Origin of the sequence: Aliiroseovarius sp. PTFE2010, from assembly GCF_049943335.1 — a bacterium.
GTDB lineage: Bacteria > Pseudomonadota > Alphaproteobacteria > Rhodobacterales > Rhodobacteraceae > JBNFVY01.
This window is the reverse complement of record NZ_JBNFVY010000005.1, coordinates 92,089-106,261: the sequence shown is the minus strand read 5'-3', so window position 1 is coordinate 106,261 and position 14,173 is coordinate 92,089. Positions and strand designations below refer to the sequence as shown.

General features: G+C 62.7%; 14 protein-coding genes. 8 read left to right on the top strand and 6 right to left on the bottom strand.

Annotated features, from left to right (window positions below; translation table 11 throughout):
- Positions 1-12: 12 nt before the first annotated feature.
- The gene (locus tag ACP2AV_RS10140) at positions 13-1,980 is read right to left on the bottom strand and encodes a lytic transglycosylase domain-containing protein (RefSeq protein ID WP_426372585.1); all 1,968 of its coding nucleotides are present in this window, start codon (positions 1,978-1,980) and stop codon (positions 13-15) included.
- Positions 1,981-2,172: 192 nt separating this feature from the next.
- Between ACP2AV_RS10140 and dapA the strand changes: the two genes are divergently transcribed.
- Positions 2,173-3,048: a 4-hydroxy-tetrahydrodipicolinate synthase gene (gene dapA / locus ACP2AV_RS10135; RefSeq protein ID WP_426372584.1), complete on the top strand. Its 876-nt coding sequence runs from the start codon at positions 2,173-2,175 to the stop codon at positions 3,046-3,048.
- Between the two features lie 168 nt (positions 3,049-3,216).
- Positions 3,217-3,393 (top strand): WYL domain-containing protein, encoded by a 177-nt coding sequence (locus ACP2AV_RS10130; protein WP_426372583.1) that lies wholly within the window; start codon positions 3,217-3,219, stop codon positions 3,391-3,393.
- 231 nt (positions 3,394-3,624) lie between these two features.
- Here ACP2AV_RS10130 and ACP2AV_RS10125 read toward each other — a convergent pair whose 3' ends face one another.
- On the bottom strand, positions 3,625-4,026 hold the full coding sequence (locus tag ACP2AV_RS10125; RefSeq protein ID WP_426372582.1) for a BrnA antitoxin family protein: 402 nt from the start codon (positions 4,024-4,026) through the stop codon (positions 3,625-3,627).
- Positions 4,027-4,322: 296 nt separating this feature from the next.
- Here ACP2AV_RS10125 and smpB point away from each other — a divergent pair, with 296 nt between their 5' ends.
- The 5 genes from smpB (at position 4,323) to ACP2AV_RS10100 (ending at position 8,604) form a co-directional block, all read left to right on the top strand.
- Complete coding sequence (smpB, locus tag ACP2AV_RS10120) at positions 4,323-4,805, top strand: SsrA-binding protein SmpB (RefSeq protein WP_426372581.1); 483 nt, start codon at positions 4,323-4,325, stop codon at positions 4,803-4,805.
- A 78-nt stretch (positions 4,806-4,883) separates the two neighbouring features.
- A complete protein-coding gene (gene sseA, locus ACP2AV_RS10115; protein ID WP_426372580.1) occupies positions 4,884-5,741 on the top strand; it encodes a 3-mercaptopyruvate sulfurtransferase in 858 nt (285 codons plus the stop codon).
- Entirely contained in the window at positions 5,741-6,925 is a 1,185-nt protein-coding gene (locus ACP2AV_RS10110; RefSeq protein ID WP_426372579.1) for an aromatic amino acid transaminase, read from the top strand. Before sseA ends, ACP2AV_RS10110 begins: the two co-directional genes overlap by 1 nt.
- Positions 6,926-7,050: 125 nt before the next feature.
- Entirely contained in the window at positions 7,051-7,650 is a 600-nt protein-coding gene (locus ACP2AV_RS10105; protein ID WP_426372578.1) for a DNA-3-methyladenine glycosylase I, read from the top strand.
- A gap of 66 nt (positions 7,651-7,716) precedes the next feature.
- Positions 7,717-8,604: an MBL fold metallo-hydrolase gene (locus ACP2AV_RS10100; RefSeq protein ID WP_426372577.1), complete on the top strand. Its 888-nt coding sequence runs from the start codon at positions 7,717-7,719 to the stop codon at positions 8,602-8,604.
- Positions 8,605-8,665: 61 nt separating this feature from the next.
- Here the strand turns inward: ACP2AV_RS10100 and ACP2AV_RS10095 are convergent, their stop codons facing one another.
- Together ACP2AV_RS10095 and ACP2AV_RS10090 are read right to left on the bottom strand one after the other, a co-directional pair.
- Positions 8,666-9,997, bottom strand: a complete 1,332-nt coding sequence (locus ACP2AV_RS10095) for an ammonium transporter (RefSeq protein WP_426372576.1) — start codon at positions 9,995-9,997, stop codon at positions 8,666-8,668.
- 34 nt (positions 9,998-10,031) lie between these two features.
- Positions 10,032-10,370: a P-II family nitrogen regulator gene (locus tag ACP2AV_RS10090; RefSeq protein ID WP_426372575.1), complete on the bottom strand. Its 339-nt coding sequence runs from the start codon at positions 10,368-10,370 to the stop codon at positions 10,032-10,034.
- Positions 10,371-10,630: 260 nt separating this feature from the next.
- Here ACP2AV_RS10090 and ACP2AV_RS10085 point away from each other — a divergent pair, with 260 nt between their 5' ends.
- Positions 10,631-12,781, top strand: a complete 2,151-nt coding sequence (locus ACP2AV_RS10085) for a transglycosylase domain-containing protein (protein WP_426372574.1) — start codon at positions 10,631-10,633, stop codon at positions 12,779-12,781.
- A gap of 12 nt (positions 12,782-12,793) precedes the next feature.
- On the opposite strand, the gene ACP2AV_RS10080 is transcribed toward ACP2AV_RS10085, so the two are convergent.
- Together ACP2AV_RS10080 and ACP2AV_RS10075 are read right to left on the bottom strand one after the other, a co-directional pair.
- Complete coding sequence (locus ACP2AV_RS10080; RefSeq protein ID WP_426372573.1) at positions 12,794-13,369, bottom strand: MlaC/ttg2D family ABC transporter substrate-binding protein; 576 nt, start codon at positions 13,367-13,369, stop codon at positions 12,794-12,796.
- A gap of 4 nt (positions 13,370-13,373) precedes the next feature.
- Positions 13,374-14,120, bottom strand: a complete 747-nt coding sequence (locus ACP2AV_RS10075) for an MlaA family lipoprotein (RefSeq protein WP_426372572.1) — start codon at positions 14,118-14,120, stop codon at positions 13,374-13,376.
- Between the last annotated feature and the right edge of the window lie 53 nt (positions 14,121-14,173).

The window sequence follows — 14,173 nt, the reverse complement described above, 5'->3', positions numbered from 1 at the left end:
ACCGGGTCGCGATCAGCGCCCGCGCAATTCCTGGCTCAGACGGATCGGGCCGCTCTGGCCGGTCAGGCGGGCGCGATAGACCGGCAGGCTTTCGGCCACGCGCATCACGTAATTGCGCGTCTCGTCAAAGGGGATATGCTCAATCCAGTCCACCGGGTCGATCCCGGCGGATCGCGGATCGCCAAAGCTTTCGATCCAGCTGTGCGGGCGGCTTGGCCCCGCGTTATAGCCCGCCGCCACCAGAACCGGGTTGTTGCCAAATTCGCCGATCAGCCGCGCCAAATAGGCGCTGCCCAGCGTGGTGTTATAATCCGGGTCCAGCGTCAGGTCGGACAGCACGTAGTCGATGTTCAGTTCCTGCGCCATCGCCTTGGCGGTGGCGGGCATCAGCTGCATCAGCCCGCGCGCGCCCACGCCCGATTTCGCACCGGCGTAAAATTCGCTTTCGCGCCGGGCGATGGACAGTGCCAGTTCCGGCGCGACGGGCAGGTCACGCTTGGCCAGGGGGTGCAGCGGAAAGTAGCTGCGCGCCAGCACGATGCCCCGGCGCGCGACGTATTTACCAAGGCGAACAGACAGATAGGGTTCGTTCAGACGTTCGACCGCGGCCTCAAGCTGGGCCAGTTCGGGGGCGGTCAGACTTTCGCTCAGGTGCCGGAAAAAGCGCCCCGCCAGCGGCAGATCCCCCGCCGCATAGAGCAGCTCTGCCGCCTTGAACACGCTCGAATCGCGAAACCGCGCATCGTGCCAGTCGGCCGGGGGCGCGGGCGATGTCAGCGCCGGGTCCAGCGCGCGGCCCAGCCGTTCGCCGGCCAGTTGGCCGTAAAAGCCGGTCTGGTACTGCGCTGCGAATTCATAGGCGGCCTGCGCATCGGCATCCGCGCCCATCAGTTCCAGCGCGCGCCCTTCCCAATAGCCCGCCCGGCCCAGCGAAATCGGGCTTTGCACGGCGGTGCGCAGGCGGTTGAAATGGTCCAGCGCCAGAACCGGGTCGTGCAGATAGCTCAGCGCCAGATAGCCCGACAGCCATTCCAGATCGGCAAAGGCTGCGCCTTCGCTCAGCTGGTGGTTGGCGGCGATGTCATAGGCTCGGGCGGGGTTGCCCGCCCGCATGTCGCGCCGCGCCAGATCGGCCCGCGCACTGGCCCACTTGGCCGGCTGGCCCAGCGCCGCGGCGCTGTCCGAGCGCGCCAGCAAGAGTTCCAGCGCATCGGCGTGCCGTCCCTTGCGCATCCGCCAGGCAAAACGCTCATAGGCCAGGCCCGCATCGTCTTGCAGCTTCGCTGGCACCGCCTCGATCCGGACATCCACGCCCGGCTCGCTGCGCGCCAGCGCGGCGCGGGCCAGGGCCAGCGACTGGTGGCCGTCGTCCAGCCTGCGCGCGGCCCGCTCGGCGGCGCGCCAGTTCTGCGCCCACAGCATTGCGTCCAGCCGGGCGGGGGTGTGCGGGCGCAGCAGCGCACCGTACCGCGCGCTCAGCACGGATTCGACGTTGTCCCCCAGCGCCAGCGTGCGCCAGGCCAGAACGGCCTGCGCCTCGGCGTCGGCCTTGCGACCCAGCGCCTCGTAGGCTTCGATCAGGCGCAGCGTGCCGGTGCCGGTCGCGGGCTGTTGATCGGCGAAATAGTGCAGCACCTGCGCGGGGTCGGCGGTTTCAGGGATCGTGCCTTCGCCGCGCCGGCGCAGATAGGGCAGACCGGGCCAATCGGCGTGATCGCGCAGAAACGCGCGGTATTGGTCGAATGTGCCGTGGCCTGCGCGCAGCTTCTGCCAATCGACCAGCGTGCGCCCTTCCCCCGCCACCAGCGCCTGCGCCGCGTCCCAATCGCCGGTGCGGATCTGCGTGACCGCTTGCTCATAGGCGCGCGCGGCCATGGGGGACGCCGACACCGACAGCCCCACGTTCGACGCCGCCAGCCCCGGCACCGCCGCAACGCAGGCCATCACGGCCGCTATGCATATCCGTCCAAGTCGTCTCATGGCCAATCGACCTATCGCACCCCGTCCAGTGTCTTCGTCCAGTATCTTCGTTCCGTGCCTTGGTTCCGTGCCTTCGTCGCATGACACAGTCATAATCTTGGCAATCACCGCGAAGGCGGCTAGGTTCCGCCGCGGCGCAAGCCGGGGGCGATTCCAAGCCCCATTATGCACAGAAAAGTTAAGGAGCGCATCATGATCAAAGGATCCATCCCTGCCCTGGTGACGCCGTTCAAAAACGGCGAACTGGATATCGATGCGCTCAAACGTCTTGTGGACTGGCACGTCGACCAGGGCAGCCACGGGTTGGTGCCCACCGGCACAACCGGCGAAAGCCCCACCCTCAGCCACCGCGAACACGAGCAGGTCATCGAAGAGGTGGTCAAGGCCGCCGCCGGCCGCATCCCCGTCATCGCGGGCGCCGGATCGAACAACACCGCCGAAGGTCTGCGCCTGATCCAGCACGCCGAAAAGGTCGGCGCCGATGCCGCGCTGGTCGTGACGCCCTATTACAACAAGCCCACCCAGGATGGGCTGATCGCGCATTTCACCGCCATGCACGACTGCTGCGATTTGCCGATCATCATCTACAACATCCCCGGCCGCTCGGTCGTCGATATGACCCCCGCGACCATGGGGCAGCTGGCCAAACTTCCGCGCATCATCGGCGTCAAGGACGCGACCGGCGATCTCAGCCGCGTGCCCAAGCAGCGCATCACCTGCGGCACCGATTTCATCCAGCTGTCGGGCGAAGACGCAACCGCGCTGGGCTATAACGCCCATGGCGGCACCGGCTGCATTTCGGTCACCGCGAATGTCGCCCCCAAGCTGTGCGCGCAAATGCAAGAGGCCACTTTGGCGGGCGATTACGCCACCGCGCTGGACCTGACCGATCGCCTGATGCCCCTGCACGAGGCGATCTTCGCCGAACCCGGCGTCACGGGCGCGAAATACGCCATGTCCCTGCTGGGCCTGATCTCGGACGAGGTCCGCCTGCCGCTGACCCCCGCCACCGAGGGCACGCGCCTGCTGATCAAGGACGCCATGAAGCACGCCGGGGTGTTGGGCTGAGGCGTCAGGCGCCCCCCGGCCCCTGAACCGGCGTGGGGCGGGCCAGCGATTGCCCGCCCTAGACCGCTGACAAACCGCCACGAATCGCCACAAAACCGGCCAGTCTGGCGGCGTCTTTCGGGGTGCGGGCGCCCCATCGTCGCGCGTGATCCGCCCGCTGCAAACGGAATGCAAACGCAATACTGGGGCCGGGTCTGGACCTGTTCGGCGTGGTGCGAAAAACGCAGCGCCTTTCGCGAGTTCCGGATCGACCGGATACAAAGCTGCGACACCACCGGCGACACCTTCCGATCCGAGGTCGGAAAAACATTGCAGGATTACCTGCGCTACGTCGCCGGGACATAGATGCGCCATAGATCCGCGGGCCGTCTGGATTCAGCCTATTTACCGTCAAGTTTTACCTACAAAACCTGCCGCCAGACTCTGCCACCAAGACCCGCCGCGCGGTGACACGGGCGTGGCGCATTGCGCTATGCCCCAGGCCATTTTCCCGCACTTGGCCCGGCACCTAGTCTAGCACTTGGCCCGGCACCTGACCTGTCACCTGGGCCGGGGCAAAGCGCGCCCGGCGACGGCTCAGCTTTCGTTCCAGTGGGGCAGCGGCGGCAGGCCCTGGCGTTCGCGCATTTCCTTCATCCGCGCGCGCTGCGTTTCGCGCACCGCCACGCGGTCTTCGCGCATGTAGGCTTCGGCCTCGCGCAGGTTGGCGATTTGCATTTGCGCATAGGTGGCAAGGATGCGGTTGATCCGGGTCTGATAGCCCGGCCCCATCGCGCGGTAGAATTTCACCACGCTATTGTCCAGCCGCAGGGTGATCTTGGTCTTGGTTTCAAAGACCTCGATATCTTCTTCCAGCGTGTGCCAGGCTTCGGGCACTTTCGCCTGCACCTGTTCCAGCGCAAGGTTTTCGTCATCCAGGTAATTCAGGTTGCGCGACAGGCGCTCCATGTTCAGGCGGTCGGTACGGGTCAGGGGCATGGCGTTCTCGGGCTTTGTGGGCGGCAAGGCAGGCCCGGTGATGATGGCAGGCATTGGTTAACGCGGCCTCAGACCACCGTGCGCCCCGCACGACAATCCGCCCGACAATCTGCCCGACATTTTGCCATACAGTCTGCCATACAGGTGCCCGACAACTATCCGACAGGGTGCAGACGGGATGCAGACGGTTTGCCGACCATGTGCCGACCCGTGTGCCGACCCCTATGCCGATCCATGTGCCGACCTGACCGCAGCCCCTTTCCAAGTGCCCCCGAAGCCCCATATAAGACCCCACCATGGCCAAGAAAAAACAGACGCCCGAAGACAAGAACTACAAGGTGATCGCCGAAAACCGGCGTGCCCGCTACGACTATGCGATCGAGGATGATATCGAAGTCGGAATCGTGCTCAGCGGGTCCGAAGTCAAGTCGCTGCGCACAGGCACATCGAACATCGCCGAAAGCTATTGCGCGGTCGAAGACGGCGAATTGTGGTTGGTCAATTCCTACATCGCCCCCTACGAACAAGCGATGTTCCCGCACGAAGAACGCGCACGGCGCAAGCTGTTGGCATCCAAGCGGGAAATCGCGAAACTGTGGCAGGCCACCGGGCGCGAAGGGATGACACTGGTGCCGCTGGTGATGTACTTCAACCACCGCGGGCGGGTGAAACTGAAGGTCGGGATCGCCAAGGGTAAAAAGGTGCACGACAAACGCGCAACCGAGGCCAAGCGTGACTGGAACCGGCAAAAGCAGCGCCTGCTGCGGCACGATGGCTGACACACCCCTGCGCCCTTGCAACAAAGGCTTGCGGGCGCTAAGCAAACCCTGATCTTTCCAAAGCGCATCCGTGGTCCCATGCCCCAGACCGACCCAAAAACACTTGTTTCGACGCAATGGTTGCAAGATCACCTGCGCGACCCCGACCTGCGCATCATCGATGCCTCGTGGTACCTGCCCGGCACGCCCCGCGACCCGTTGGCCGAATACAAGGCCGCGCATATTCCAGGGGCGCGCTACGTGGACATTGACGACCTGTCCGACCACCGCTCCGATCTGCCGCACATGGCCCCCCCGGTTGAAAAATTCATGAGCCGTATGAGGACCTTGGGCATCGGCGACGGGCATCAGGTGGTGGTCTATGACGGGGCCGGTATCTATTCCGCGCCGCGCGTGTGGTGGCTGTTCCGCCTGATGGGCAAGGCGGATGTGGCGGTGCTCGATGGCGGCTTTCCCAAGTGGCAGGCCGAAGCGCGCCCGGTCACCGACGATGCCCCGGTCATTCGCGATCGGCACATGACCGTCACCCGGCAAAACCAGATGGTCAAGGACGTCACGCAGGTGGCCGCCGCCACCAAGCTGGGGGATCACGAAATTATCGACGCCCGTTCGCGCGCGCGCTTTTGCGGCGACGAACCCGAACCCCGTCCCGGCCTGCGCCCCGGCCACATTCCGGGATCAAGGAACCTGCCGTACACGGCGCTGCTGAACGACAACGGCACACTGAAACCCGACGGCGAACTGCGCATGATTTTCGAACGCGCAGGCATCGATCTGAAGAAGCCCGCGATCACCACTTGTGGCTCGGGCGTCACGGCGGCAATCGTGAACCTTGCGCTGGAACGGATCGGCTCAACCAACCATTCGCTCTATGACGGCTCGTGGGCCGAATGGGGCATGTACGGCGACCTGCGGGTCGCGACAGGAGACAACTGATGCTTGGCAATCTCAAATCGCAACCGGCCGACAAAATCCTGGAGCTCATGCAGCTCTACAAGGACGATCCGCGCGAACAGAAAATCGATCTGGGCGTGGGCGTTTACAAGAACGCCAAGGGCGAAACGCCGATCATGCGGGCGATCAAAACGGCCGAAAAGCAGGTCTGGGAAAGCCAGACATCGAAAAGCTACGTCGGGCTGGCCGGGGATCCGGCCTTTGCTGCGGCACTGCGTGATCTTGTGCTGGGCGACAGCGTGGATGCGGGCCGTGTGGCCGCCGCCGCGACACCGGGCGGCACCGGCGCCGTGCGCCAGGGGTTTGAACTGCTGCGCCAGGCGAACCGCGACGTGCATGTCTGGGTGTCCAGCCCAACCTGGCCCAACCACCTGTCGATCCTGAAATTCATGGGCCAGCCTTTCACCGAATACCGCTATTTCGACGAAGCCACCTGCACGGTGGATTTCGACGGGATGATGGACAGTCTGAAGGGCGTGAAGGCGGGCGATGCGGTTCTGCTGCACGGCTGCTGCCACAACCCGACCGGCGCCAACCTGACACTGGACCAGTGGAAGACGGTCACCGAATTCCTGGCCAAAACCGGCGCGGTGCCCTTTGTTGACATCGCTTATCAGGGCTTTGGCGACGGGCTGGACGAAGACGCGGCTGGGCTGCGCCATCTGGCCAGCGCCCTGCCCGAAACGATCATCGCGGCAAGCTGTTCCAAGAACTTCGGCGTCTATCGCGAACGGACCGGCCTGCTGATGGCCATATCCGAAAGCGACGCCGACAAGCCTGTCACCCAAGGCACGCTTAACTATCTGAATCGGCAGAACTATTCCTTCCCGCCCGACCATGGCGCGCGCATCGTCACACAGGTTCTGACCGACGACGCCCTGCGCGCCGATTGGAAGGATGAGCTGGAAAACGTGCGCCTGTCGATGCTGGGTCTGCGCGAACAACTGGCCAAGGAACTGCGCGAGCGGACCAATTCCGACCGCTTCGATTTCATCGCCCGTCACCGCGGCATGTTCAGCCGGATCGGTGCCAGCCCGGAAGAGGTTCTGAAAATGCGCGAGCAGTTCGGGATTTACATGGTGGGCGACAGCCGCATGAACATCGCCGGTCTGAACAGCGAAACCGTGCCCTTGTTGGCCGAGGCGATCGCCAGGACCTGCAAGTAATCCATTGCACCTGCACACAGGGGCCGCCACACAGGGGCCGCTACACAGGGGCCGCTACACAGGGGCCGCGCCACCGTTGCGCGGCCCTTTTCTTTGCGCCAGTGTCGCCGTGAACCGAGGATGAAATGGTTGAATTGTACACCGGACCCGACGGGCAGGATCGCTGCAAATGGTGCGCGGCCACGCCCGCCTACGTCACCTATCACGACACGGAATGGGGCTATCCGGTCGCGAACGACCGACGGCTGTTCGAAAAGCTGTGCCTTGAAAGTTTTCAGTCGGGGCTGAGCTGGCTGACCATACTGAACAAGCGCGACAATTTCCGCGCGGCGTTCGACAATTTCGATATTCACAAGATGGCCGCCTACGGGCCGTCCGACGTTAACCGGCTGCTGGGTGACGAAGGGATCGTGCGCCATCGCGGCAAGATCGAGGCGGTCATCAACAACGCCGCGCGCTGCATCGATCTGACGGGTGAATTCGGCTCGCTTGCTGCCTATGTCTGGTCCTACGAACCCAAAGTGGCGCCCGCCCATGGGCTGGCCACGCATCCCGCATCCCTGGCCATGTCGAAGAACCTGAAAAAGCGCGGCTGGAAATTCGTCGGCCCCACAACCGTCTACGCCTTTATGCAGGCAATGGGGCTGGTGAACGATCATGCGCCGGGTTGCGCGTTCCGTGCCAAGGCCGCCGCCGCGCGCGCCGGCTTCACGCCGCCAAACTGAAATCTTGCAATAGGGAACTTGCGCGCGTCACATTCGTTACACCGAATATAACGAAAGGAGACAGCCATGTTCCGCCGAGAAAGCCCCTCTCAGGGGCGTACAAGCCCCCGCGTCGTCGGGTTCTACGAAGAGGACACGGGCAGTTGCCAATACGTCGCCATTGACGAAGCCACGGGGTCCTGCGCCCTGATCGACATTGTTCAGGGCTTTGACCCACGCAGCGCCGCAACCGATTTTGACGCCGCAGGCGAGGTGCTGGAATTCGTCCGCGCAGAAGGGTTGCACGTGGCGTGGATCCTGGACACCCATCCGCACGCCGATCACCTGATGGCGGCGGCATGGCTGCACGACCAGACAGGTGCGCCGATGGCGATCGGGGAAAAGGTGCGCGACATCGCCGCGCTCTGGCGTGACATTTACCACAGCCCTGACGCCTTTGATGTGGATCGTGACTTTGACCGGCTGTTGGCCGATGGTGACACGTTCAAACTGGGCAATCTGGACGTGTCCGTCATGCTTTCGCCCGGGCACACGCTTGGGTCGATCACCTATGTCATCGGGGATGCGGCGTTCGTGCATGACACGTTCATGCATGTCGATGTGGGCACCTCGCGGGCGGATTTTCCGGGCGGATCGGCGCGCGAGTTGTGGGGGTCGCTTCAGCGCATCCTGTCGCTTCCCGACAGCACCCGTCTGTTCATCGGCCACGATTACGGCACCGATACGCGCGATGAACCGGCCTGGGAAAGCACCGTGGCCACGCAGCGCGCCAACAACCCCCACCTGCAAGGCGGCGAAGACCATTTCATCAAGATCCGTGAAGAACGCGACGCAACCCTGCCCCTGCCCGATCGGATGCTGGCTGCGCTGCAGGTCAACCTGCGCGGTGGGCGGCTACCCGAACCGGAGGCGGACGGGCACAGCTATTTCAAAATTCCCGCCAACAAGTTCTGAAACGAAAAAACCCGGGCGCGAACGCCCGGGCCAGTTTTTGGCTGATATAAAAGGGAGGAGATCAGCCTTTGGAGAACTCTGGGTATGCCTCCATGCCCAGCTCGGCCATGTCGAGACCGTTGATCTCGGTTTCCTCGCTCACACGGATACCCATGGTGGCTTTGAGGATGAACCAGACAATCAGCGACACGATGAAGACAAAGGCCCCGATGGAAACCACACCGATGATCTGGGTGCCAAACGAAGTGCCGTCATTGGTCAGCGGCACGGCGATGGTGCCCCAGATGCCAGCGATCAGGTGAACCGGGATGGCGCCGACAACGTCGTCGATCTTCAGCTTGTCCAGCATCGGCACGGCGAAGACCACGATGACACCACCGATACCGCCGATGATCAGCGACATGAACAGCGACGGAGTCAGCGGTTCAGCGGTGATCGACACCAGGCCAGCCAGAGCGCCGTTCAGCACCATGGTCAGATCGACCTTGCCGTAGACCACCTGGGTCAGGATCAGCGCGGCGACAGCACCGGCTGCGGCGGCCATATTGGTGTTGGCAAAGATGCGCGAGACGTCCGTGATGTCCCCCACGGTGCCAGCAGCCAGCTGCGAGCCACCGTTAAAGCCGAACCAGCCCAGCCACAGGATGAACGTTCCCAAGGTTGCCAGGGCCAGGTTCGAACCGGGGATCGGAACTGTCTTGCCTTCTTTGGTGTACTTGCCGATCCGCGGACCCAGCACGATGGCACCGGCCAAAGCTGCGAACCCGCCTGCAGCGTGCACAAGGGTCGACCCAGCAAAGTCGGAAAAGCCCATTTCGCTCAGGAAACCGCCGCCCCACTGCCAGCTGGCTTCGATCGGGTAAATCACACCGGTCAGCACTGCGGTGAAGATCAGGAACGGCCACAGTTTGATCCGTTCAGCCAGAGTACCGGAAACGATCGACGCGGTGGTGGCGCAGAACATCAACTGAAAGAAGAAATCCGAACCGACAGATGCATAATCGAGCGACGCGTCAGCAGCCGCCAGACCAACCGGTTCCAGCGATGTGACGCTGAACCATGGGCCCATGATACCGGCAATCCACCATTCACCCGGATACATCAGGTTAAAGCCGATCAGCCAGTACATGATGGCCGCAATCGCAAACAGCGCGATGTTCTTGGTCAGCTGGGTGGTCACGTTCTTTGACCGCACCAGGCCGGCTTCAAGCATCGCAAAGCCTGCAGCCATCCAGAACACCAGGAAGCCGCCCACAAGGAACAGCAGCGTGGTCATGATGTACGGGCCGACCTCGTCAAAGCCGGACGCCGCAGCTTCGGCGTCTTGCGCAAAGGCCACAAGCGGCAGCAAGCTTGCTACCGCGGTGGCCGGAATTAGTTTCATTAGTTTCATCTGAACGTGTCCTTCCGTCAGGAACCGGCGCGGCTTAAAGCGCGTCTTCGTTGGTTTCACCCGTGCGCACGCGGACCGCGGATTGCACATCGAGTACGAAAATCTTGCCGTCCCCGATTTTCTCGGTCTTGGCAGTGGTAGCGATGGTTTCGACGACCTGATCCGCCATGGCGGCTGATACGACGATTTCCAGTTTCACTTTCGGCACGAAATTCACGGCGTATTCCGCGCCGCGATAGATCTCGGTATGACCCGATTGCGAGCCGAAGCCCTTGATTTCCGTGACCATCATGCCGCGAACCCCGATGGCGGTGAGCGCTTCGCGCACCTCCTCGAGCTTGAACGGCTTGATTGCTGCAATGATGAGTTTCATTTCATCCCCTTCCGTTAGGCGACCGGACCCCCAGTCGGGATCGCTGGCATCAGAAAGGGTCAGTTGATTTGCGATCACAACGATTCCGGTAACGGTTCGCTTACCGTTGAGGGACAGGAATGGGGGAAAGTTGCACAATTTGTGCGCACTGCCGCTTTTTTGGTCAACCTGCGAAGTCGGGGCGGCGCTCAAAACCCTCTACATTCCCGGCAACGCGGTCTATCTTACCTGAAAAGAGAGCAGGAAACTGGCAAACGCAGATGAGCAGGTCGAACAAAAAGCGTGCGCCGCTTGTGGCTGAAAAACGCTACGGGGCGGCCAAAACCGCGCAGAAAAAGAAAAAGCCTTCGAAATCGCCGCGCAAGCCCAAGCCGCCGCGCCGTGGGCCCTTGGGTTGGATCGCGAATCTGATCGCGTGGGTCGTGGGGTTGATCTGGCGTCTGATCTGGCGCGGGGCGCTGGTTGTCGGGCTGATCATCGCGCTGGCGGTTCTGTTCACCTCGCGCAGTTTGCCACCAGCGTCTGATCTGCTCGACGGGCGCGCGCGCGGATCGGTGACCTTTCTGGATCGCACCGGCGAGGTGTTCGCCTGGCGCGGGCAGCAGTTTGGCGGGCAAATCACAGCCGACACCGTGTCGCCTCACCTTAAACATGCGCTGCTGGCCACCGAAGACCGTCGGTTCTACAGCCATTTTGGCATCAGCCCGCGCGGGATGGCCTCGGCCGTCCGCATCAACCTTGCCGAAGGGCGCGGGCCGCTGTCGGGCCACGGCGGGTCAACCCTGACCCAGCAGTCCGCCAAGCTATTATGCCTGGGCGAATCCTACGATCCTGAAAAATGGGAAACCGAAACCCAGTACGAAGCGGATTGCCGCCGGTCCACCATCTGGCGCAAGGTCAAGGAAGCCATCTATGCGATGGCGATGGAAGTGCGCTATTCCAAGGATGAGATCCTGTCGATCTACATGAACCGCGCCTATCTAGGGTCAGGCTCGCATGGATTTGAGGCCGCCGCACAGCGCTATTTCGGCAAGTCGGCGGCCCAGGTGAACATTGCGGAAAGTGCGATGCTGGCGGGGTTGCTGACTGCACCGTCCCGCTATGCGCCCACATCGAACCTCAAGCGCTCGCAGGACCGCGCGGGCATCGTCCTGATGCTCATGCACCAGGAAGGCTACATCACCGACGCCGAACGCGCCGAAGCCAAGGCGAACCCGGCTGTTCTGTCAGAAGCGGCGGAAAAGCGCGCCGGCGGATACTTTGCGGATTGGGTCATGAGTTCCGCGCCGTCCTTTCTGGCGTCGGACACCACCGAAGACGTCATCATCAACACCACGTTCGACGAACGCATCCAACTGGCCGCCGAAGATGCGTTGACCTGGGTGTTCGAAAACAAGGTCCGCGACGGCTCGCAAGCGCAGGCCGCCATTGTCGTCATGAGCGCGGACGGCGCGGTGCGCGCGATGGTCGGCGGGCGCAAGCTGCGCGGCGTTGCCGGCAGCTTCAACCGGGCGGTCATGGCCAACCGCCAGACCGGGTCATCGTTCAAGCCCTTCGTCTATGCGACGGCTCTGGACATTGGGCACCAGTGGAATTCTACGGTGGTCGACGAACCGATAACCGTCGAAATTCCCGGATCCGGCCCTTGGTCGCCCACCAACTATGACCGCAAATTCCATGGCCGCGTGACCTTGGCCGAAGCGCTCCAACATTCCTACAACATCCCGGCCGTCAAGATCGCCATGGATGTAGGTTTGGAGAACGTGCGCACCGTCGCCGAAATGTTTGGCATCCAGTCTGATCTTGCGCAGGGCCCGGCACTGGCACTTGGCGCGTCTGAAAGCACCTTGCTGGAAATGACCGGTGCCTACGCGGGCATTTTGAACGGTGGGACGTCCGTGTCGCCCTATGGGCTGGTCGAATTGCGCCTGAAAGGTGATGAGACCCCGCTAATGGGGCAGGACGGCGGCCTGGGCGAACGGGTCATCACCGCCGATGCAGCCCAGCAGTTGATCTACATGATGCATCGTGCGGTCGAAGCGGGAACCGGCCAGCGTGCCAAAATTCCCGGCGTCGAAGTCGCCGGCAAGACCGGCACCACCCAAGCGGCGCGCGATGCCTGGTTCATGGGATTCACGGCCGATTACGTCGCCGGTGTCTGGATGGGCTATGACGACAACACGCCGCTAACGGGCGTCACCGGTGGCGGCCTGCCCGCAGAAATCTGGCGTGAAACGATGACGCGGGTTCAGGACGGGGCGCCGGGCAATCCGTTGCCGATGATCCGCCCTGTCGAACGGGCGCCCCTGAACGAACCTGCCGTCCAAGGGCATCCATCAGCCAAACGCGGAGATCCGATCGAACGTGTTCTGAACGACGTGATGGATGCGATTTTCGGGCGGCGCGACTGACGCCGCCTGTCGTCACACCTTGGGCAGATCCGCGATCAATTGGTCCAGATTGCCGCGCCGTGCATCCAGCATCGCGCCGACTTCACCGCGCTCTGCCTTGAGCAGGCTGACGCCTTCGATACGGATATCGATGAACCGGCCTGACCGGTCAGCCACCACGAAGGTCACCTCGAACGGCGCTTCGCCGCGCAGGTCGGTGACGGTCGTGACCTCGTAAAAGGATTTCACCTGGCGCGACCCTGTCACCTTGACCGTTGCCCCGATGAATTCGCGAAAACGGCGACCGTACTTGCGCGAAATATAGGTTTGGAACGCGCGCGCAAAGGCGGACAGCTGGCCCGAAGACGCCGCGCGGGCGGGCGGGCCCAGAACCGAACGCGAAATCGTCGGAACGTCGGCATAGCGGGAAAAGATGCCCTCGAAATCTCGAAGCATGGCCGCTTCGGATTTGCCCGAATTGATGATCCGGGTGATATCCGCAACCGCCGATCCGATCAGCTTTTCTGCCTGAGCCGTGGAAAACGCCAGGGCCGTTGACGGCGCAAACATGCCCGCAGCCAGACCGGCAATTACAGTCCGTCGTTTCATCGCATTACTCATAGAGTTCCTCATATATGTCATACACCTCTTCTGTGGTCCCGGCGGATCCGAGACGATAGCGCCGGTTTTCGAGGTACAAGAGCCGGGCCTGTGTGTAACTGTCTGCGCTTTCATATAGCATGCTGTCGATCGTAGCGCCGTACCTGTACCGGTTGCCCAGAACAGATCCCAATTTGGCGACTGGGGGGATGTAGGCCTCGGGGGTGCTGACCATATAGCTGACCGGGTTGGTGAACAGATCGACGACCCGCCCGAACGCGTGCCGTGTCGTCGATGGGCCCACACCTGGCAGTTCCAGATATGGGCCTTCGCGCAGACCCCACACATAGAGCGTTTCGCCAAAATCGCTGTCGCGCAGCTCCAGACCATTTTGCGTGCCAAGATCCAGCAGCCCGCCCAGCCCGATCGTGGTGTTCAGCAGAAACCGCAGTGAATTGTGCGCCGCGTCATCGATCCGGCCCTGAAAAAGGTCATTCATGACGACAGACGGCATGGACAGGTTCGACGCGAAGTTGCCCACCCCCTGGCGCACGGGTTGCGGCAGAATGCCACCGTACGCATTCGATCCGGGGCGCAACACAAAGCGGTCCAGGTCGCGGTTCAGCGCGTGGCGTTGGCGATTTTCAACCTCGTACGGGTCGTTCAGGCCCTGGGCAACTTCGGGCGTCGCGCAGGCCGACAGCGCCACAAGCAGCCCGGCCAATCCGAATAAACGCAGCTTTTGCACAATCCGTCCCATTTCCATCCAAAGTTCACGAACGCGGTTTATAACCACATAGATGATGACACGCC